Source organism: Hyalangium ruber (assembly GCF_034259325.1).
Taxonomy (GTDB): domain Bacteria; phylum Myxococcota; class Myxococcia; order Myxococcales; family Myxococcaceae; genus Hyalangium_A; species Hyalangium_A rubrum.
In genome coordinates this window covers 143,461-149,460 of sequence record NZ_JAXIVS010000020.1, presented here as the reverse complement: position 1 = coordinate 149,460, position 6,000 = coordinate 143,461, and the positions used below count along the sequence as shown (strand labels likewise).

4 protein-coding genes and 1 pseudogene are annotated in these 6,000 nt (G+C 58.3%); all 5 read right to left on the bottom strand.

The window, feature by feature from the left end:
- Positions 1-440: 440 nt before the first annotated feature.
- Complete coding sequence (locus SYV04_RS39340; protein ID WP_321551219.1) at positions 441-1,079, bottom strand: transposase; 639 nt, start codon at positions 1,077-1,079, stop codon at positions 441-443.
- Between the two features lie 428 nt (positions 1,080-1,507).
- Complete coding sequence (locus SYV04_RS39335) at positions 1,508-2,344, bottom strand: TRM11 family methyltransferase (protein ID WP_321551218.1); 837 nt, start codon at positions 2,342-2,344, stop codon at positions 1,508-1,510.
- Positions 2,345-2,440: 96 nt separating this feature from the next.
- Positions 2,441-2,689, bottom strand: a pseudogene (locus SYV04_RS43845) (DNA methyltransferase); the annotation flags it as partial.
- A 10-nt stretch (positions 2,690-2,699) separates the two neighbouring features.
- Positions 2,700-3,572 carry an SIR2 family protein gene (locus tag SYV04_RS39330; RefSeq protein ID WP_321551217.1) on the bottom strand — a complete coding sequence of 291 codons (873 nt, stop codon included), beginning with the start codon at positions 3,570-3,572 and terminating at the stop codon, positions 2,700-2,702.
- Entirely contained in the window at positions 3,569-4,615 is a 1,047-nt protein-coding gene (locus tag SYV04_RS39325; RefSeq protein WP_321551216.1) for a ParA family protein, read from the bottom strand. The genes SYV04_RS39330 and SYV04_RS39325 overlap by 4 nt, the downstream gene beginning before the upstream one ends.
- Positions 4,616-6,000 lie beyond the last annotated feature (1,385 nt).

Sequence of the window (6,000 nt, the reverse complement as noted above, 5' to 3'; positions counted from 1 at the left end):
TCTTCAGCCCACAGGCGAACGCCGCCACCAGCAGCATCAGCAGCCCGTGGTGCTCGTACCTCTTGCCTCGCGCCTGCCTCGGGTCCACCAACTGCTGGCTCCACTCCAACTCGGCCCAGCGCAGCGCGCGCCGCCGTTGTCCTGGCACTTCACTCATGCTCCACTGCTCCCGGCTCCTGCGCCTTCTTCCAGCGGAAGCCACTTGGGGGGATGGGGCTCGCCTGCTCCATCCCTCCGCCTTCTTCCCGGGGCGCTGTAGCTCACCTGTTTCCTACAGGGAACCGGACAGGTAGGATATCGCCTCGCCTACCTCCCACGACACCCAAGGGGCGCGATCAGGATCCGGCACAGCATCGGGCGGTGAGAACCAGGACAGGCCTCCTCCAGCACAAGTGCCCGACCTCGCTCACCTTCTGGTCTCCGCAAGCCCTGACTATGAATCAGGCCTGGGTGCGCAGCCTGGCGCACAGCAGGAAGTTGCCGGCGAAGAGGTAGAGCGGCAGGTAGCAGGAGTTGCCGTAGTAGCCGTGGAAGAAGCGGCCTTCCTGCGTACCGTGAATCGGGTCGTCGGTCGCGTCCAGGTCCAGCACCACTTCGCGCAGCGGCACAGGGTGCGCATCCAGGAACGCGTCGACGAAGAAGTTCTCGATGGCTTGGCTGTCGTAAACCACCTTCCGGTAGCGGGCCTGCGCCGTCGCGTCTGCGGGCGTCAGTTCCAGGCGGTTGAGTGTGCTCGGGCTGGCCAGTGGCTGCCTCTGGGGCTCCGACTTGCCGACCACTGCCGCAAGCAGCGGGTCGTTTCGCAGCGTCTCGTGGTCCACCACGTCCTCGTAACCGCACGCGATGCCGAACACGCGCTGACGGACGAGCTCTTCCACCGTGTGCTCAATCAACTCCGGCTTTCTCAAGTCCTTGAAGCACTCGGCGAACTTCCGCAGCAGCCCGAACCGCTGGTCCCTTCGGTGCAGCAGCGCCAGCCCTCCATCCGACGAGATGTGCTCCCCGTCGAACGCCGCCACCAACTTCCTCCTTCCGACGTTGTCGAACTCGAGCTGCTCCGGGGGACACTCTGTTTTCACCGCGTAGCTCCTTCCGATGGGTGGAAAGCCTTGAGAACTCTCCAGTTATCGGCCGGTCGCTACGCGGTGTCTCCTGTACCTGTGATCGATCCGGGCTAGACTAGCCACCCGCCGCTCTCCTCGCTCACGCTCCTCGCAGTTCCTGATTCGGCGCCATGCCGAGGATGGGATCGGTTTGTCTCCGAGCTGGAAGGCAGACACCCCCTGTGCGCCCATCCTCCTCTCTGACCATAGCTATCCAGCGCTGGGCGTTGAGGCCGCAACCCGTCCGACAGGACAATCAGGACAACGCCCGCAGGTTCCATATGCCAAGACCCCCGCGAATACTCCCGCCGCTGCACGCTCCCGGCGTCCCACGGCGCGAAACCACAAGCCGTCCCCTCTGCCGCGACACATCGAGATCCGGCAGCGCCGATTACCAGCCATCCTTAGCGTGACGTTGAAGTGTTTGGCGACCAGTTTTTACTTTCTTTCCGACCAGTTTTTACTTTCTTTCTAAGAACAACAACGAGTTCCTTTTTCATTGCTTGAGCACCGCGGCGCGAACGGCGAACATCGGGAATTCGATCTTCAATGACCCGTTCAACGGAGAGCTTTCGGTCGAATCCTGTCAGTATTTCAATTGCGCGTTCGGCTGGGTGAGTCTTGATTCGTTTTCGGCTTATCGTGTCGCCTATAACCATAACACATGCGCCTCCAGGCCGAAGAAAGGACACCACGTTTCGCGCAAATCCAGAGATCGTTTCGTCGAACGCAGACTTGCGATCGGTTGGTTCAGGCGCGTAGTCGGTAATGTTTCTATCAAGAAACCAAAGGCGCAGCCGATTGTCGCGCCGATAGTCCAGCGCATTCATATATGGTGGACTGGTAATGATTGTGTCCACCTGCCGCTGAAGCGACAGGTGTTCCACTGGGTGATGCAGCACGGTAGATTCGCCGACGACCAACGTTCGGTTGGCCATTTGCATTGCGAGCGCGCGGGACATCTTCTTTATTAGTCGTGATCGAAGGTCACGATATCCGTAGAGGTCAGGAAACTTGGCGCGAGGAAAGAGTTCATTGCGCAGATAAGGGACAAGATGGCTGCTTGGGTACGACAAGAAACCAGGGCGTTGGTGATGCAAGATCCCCAGCAGGCAGGCGAGAAGAAAACAGTCCTTCTCGTGGATGCAGGTATTGGCGAACGAGATCGCTTCTTTCAACGTTCGAGGATGAAAGAACTGGCGTACCCAAGCAGGAACGCTTCGAAGGTCAACGGTCTTCATCTTTGAGGCTTCGAGCCGCGCCTCCATCAAACGAATTGCCTCCGAAACTGATGGAGGGGCGGAGAGTTTCGCCTTCGTAAGCAGCACAGCGTAATCACTGGAGTCTGATGCAATCACCCTCCGACCTCGGACGACGCACTCTAGTGGAACTGTTCCTGATCCACAAAATGGATCGACTACCAGTTCACCGGGCAGCGAATACCTCTCGATGAGATCCGCCGCAATGGTGCTTTTCAGCTTACCTATGTATGGCGAAAGTTGATGCAGTCGGCTTTCAACTCCAGTTGCCGACGCTCCCCATCGCCGAGGCGCCTTCTCAACTTTTCTAGCCGACGCAGAACTCACAGAGGCGGCCTCACCAGTCCAATGTCTTCGTTAGTCGCTCCCGTTCGTCTTCAACTGGGGCGAGGAGTGCCTTAAGGGATGCCGCCAATTCTGCATGATGCCCAGTGGGATCGTAGAGAATTGGTCGAAGGTTCATGCTCTCCTCCATAATCTCGAGCACTCCTTGAGAAACAGATCCTGATGGCATGACGACGTAGTGTGGCCTGCTTCCAGGGAACTTGTAGGCGTGGTCCTCAAGCACGAGCTGAATGTCTGGGTCGCGCATCGACGCTCCGAGAAAGATGAAGGTGTGCGTGAGGAAGAGCGCGCCAAGCATCCGATAGAAGCCACCATGTGCGTTTCGCGCCTGAGCGTATGAGCTTCTTGTGAAGACCGTACGATCGACGGAATCGATGCTTCCGTGAACCTTCAGTACGACGCGCTGGTCCCGTCTCAAGACATCGGCAACGTCCGTATCGTAGTAGTTTTTTACGATAACGGTGTTCTGCTGGATCTGGTTAGCTCGATTCTCGTAGAGCTTGTCGAAGTTTGTGGTTACCACAAATCGAGAGTCGAGGGCGACGATATCATCGTGTATTTGGGCCGGCTGAAATCGCTTGTCTGAATACTCTGCGAGAACGACTTTCTTGAATACATCGGACCTCAAGTAGCGCTTCGCGAGGTCGCATGCCGTCAGCAGGTCTGATTCGGAGATCGCCAAGTTGACTGCATCTTGCTGCGGGCCTGCTGGCAACTGTGCCGCGAGGTGTAGTAGAAACTCTTTCCAGTCCTTCGGACGCTCTCCCTTGTCATTGACGGAATTCTTTGACACTCCTGCTCCCAAGAACAGAACCGTTCGGCGGCGTGCTATGTCCTCGACGAGATCGATGGGCCAGGAAATCAAGCGGAAACTCCTTGGGCGTCGGTCAGGTTGTGCAGGAGTGAATCGGAGAGTTGCGCGATGAAGGTCTTGTACTCCTCGTGTTGACTGAATTGGCCGCCCGAGAGGCCATCGTTCCGTGTCAGGCCATAAATCGGTGCATGCGCCGTCTGAGCGAGAGGCACCAAGCTGAACATGTGCGGGACGTCGCCGAGTCGCAGCCTCTCGCTGGAGAGTGGCTTTGCAGTCACGCTTCCCAGTTTGTTCTCGATCCGCTTCGGAATTTCCTGCATGATCGCTTCGTATGCGGCTGTGGGGCGGCGCTCAGCACGTATGGTCTTCGTGATGTACTGCTGGACAGTATACCCAAGAAACCGGCTCATTTTTGCCGAAGATGTCTTTACCTGATACTTGAGCAGGTTTTCCTTCTCGTTTTCGAGCGTCATTGAGTATGATTGGTCGTACTGCCTGTGCCAGCGTTCGATCCAGTTTGCGATGTTGTCGATGCCTATCAGGCTAAAGATGTCGCACCCCATAGGGGCAACAAAGAAATCCACTCCAATTAGCACCGACCGGTTTAGTGCCCCAAGGCTTGGGCCTACGTCGTAGATGATGATATCGTACTGCGACGACACATGTTGCAGGAACTGCGTATTCCAGTTGCTGACGCGCGCTCCTCCTAGTCCGCCGCCCACAAATTCGGTCCAACTCTGGCTTAGCTTGTCTTCAAGTAGAGCGACAGAGGGATGCCCTGGCAAAATGGATATCCCGAATCGGTTAGTTTCAGGGGGCGCGGGCACAAATGGCGGCACCAGTGAAGCATCGCCTGCGCTGATTGGGCTAAGAACGTCTCGCAGGCTGTTGATCCCAGCAATGCCTTGGCTGTACAGGGGCACTGTGATTCCTTCGGGAAGAACAAGTTGCGTGGCATTGCACTGTGGGTCGGCGTCTACAACCAACACTTTCCTGTTTTTTTGTTGAGCAATGTAGGATGCCACATTGCAGGCCAGAGTGGTCTTCCCGACCCCTCCCTTGTTGTTGAAGAAGCAGATGCTTGAAACCGGCATGAGGCTACCCCGCTAGGTTGCTGGACGTCGTGCCACAGAGCATAAGCCGAACAGGCGGGCATGGGCAGAACAGAAAGACGCTTAGTGTTGGTGAGGACCGGAAGGGAGGAGCCCCCGAGCATGCCCGCGTCGAGGCGGGCATGCTGGGCCGGTGACGTGCGCGCCCGCGTTGGACTTCTGCTGAGCCCAACTTCCCCCTTGCCTACGAGCGAGGGTTCCACGGGCCCAGGAGACGAGCCTGGAGGTGCAAGGGCTCTACAGCGCGCCCTCCCTGTCCGACCGTCGCGGCGTCCGCTCCTTCTTCGGTTCCGCTCCCGCCGCTGTCTCAGGCGGCGGGCTCGCCGCTTCCGACTCCGGCTCTGCCCCCGCTTGAGGGGACTGCATCCCGCGAGGTCAGGTCGGTCAGAGGCATGTGGCGAAAGGTATCGTGCCGGTCCCCACACCGAGCCTACGCGGGGTGCTTGTTCTCCAGAAAGAGAAGCCCGGCCACCCTATGCGGCGGCGGCCGGGCTCTCTCCTCACATCGTCGTGCCGGTGGAAGGAACTAGAAGTGCAGGTCCTTTACCAGCCGATACACGTTTACAGCTAGGCTCAGCAGCGCACAGATGCTGCGGAACCACTCATGAAGCCTTCTACTCTTATGGTCGTCGTCCACTGTTGTGGGTCTCCTGTGTGCGTACACAGCCCAGAAGGGGCCATTAAGAAACAACAACGCACGGAGGCACCCTCTCCGGCGGGGCAGACAGGCCCAAACGGGTTGACGGCGGGAGGCGCGATACGCAACAGTGTCCTAACTCGTCGCCCACGAGTACGGCGGACAGTGCGTACCAACCCGTCGTTCAGGCCGGTCCACGGGAACCCATTTCCCGTGGGCCGGCTTGATGTTTTTCGGGCAGTGCCCGTCAAAGAGATTAGCCAAATCGAGGCAGCCCCTACACGGCCGTCCCTTCTTGTTCCTTTCCTGGGCTTCGCTCCTCCGTTGCCCATTTCGATTTCTGTTTTTAGAGGTTCCCCCCGCCGAAAGCAATCAACGGTGGAGGCTTCGCGATACCCAACCTGCTACGTCGTCAGTCGCAGAACGCAGTCTGCGCAATGCGCTCTACGGCAGTTTCTTGCGTTTTTTGCATACAGGTCTTCATTTCCTATGCGGTCTGAAATGAGCGTGCGACCTGACAGGTCGCACGAATTGGTATCCCCACGTCTGTTCTACTGGTGCATACACTGCGGCAGATGCACGCTCGGGGTTCGGTGTCAAGCGCGGCGCAGCCCTCAGTCGGACACAGGTGCTGGGGGTACAAGACGTGGTGTTTGCCGCTCCCTCAGCAGGAACCAGCAGAACCAAGAGAGCACGTGCCAGCGTCGGCCACGCGGCACACTCCTCGTGC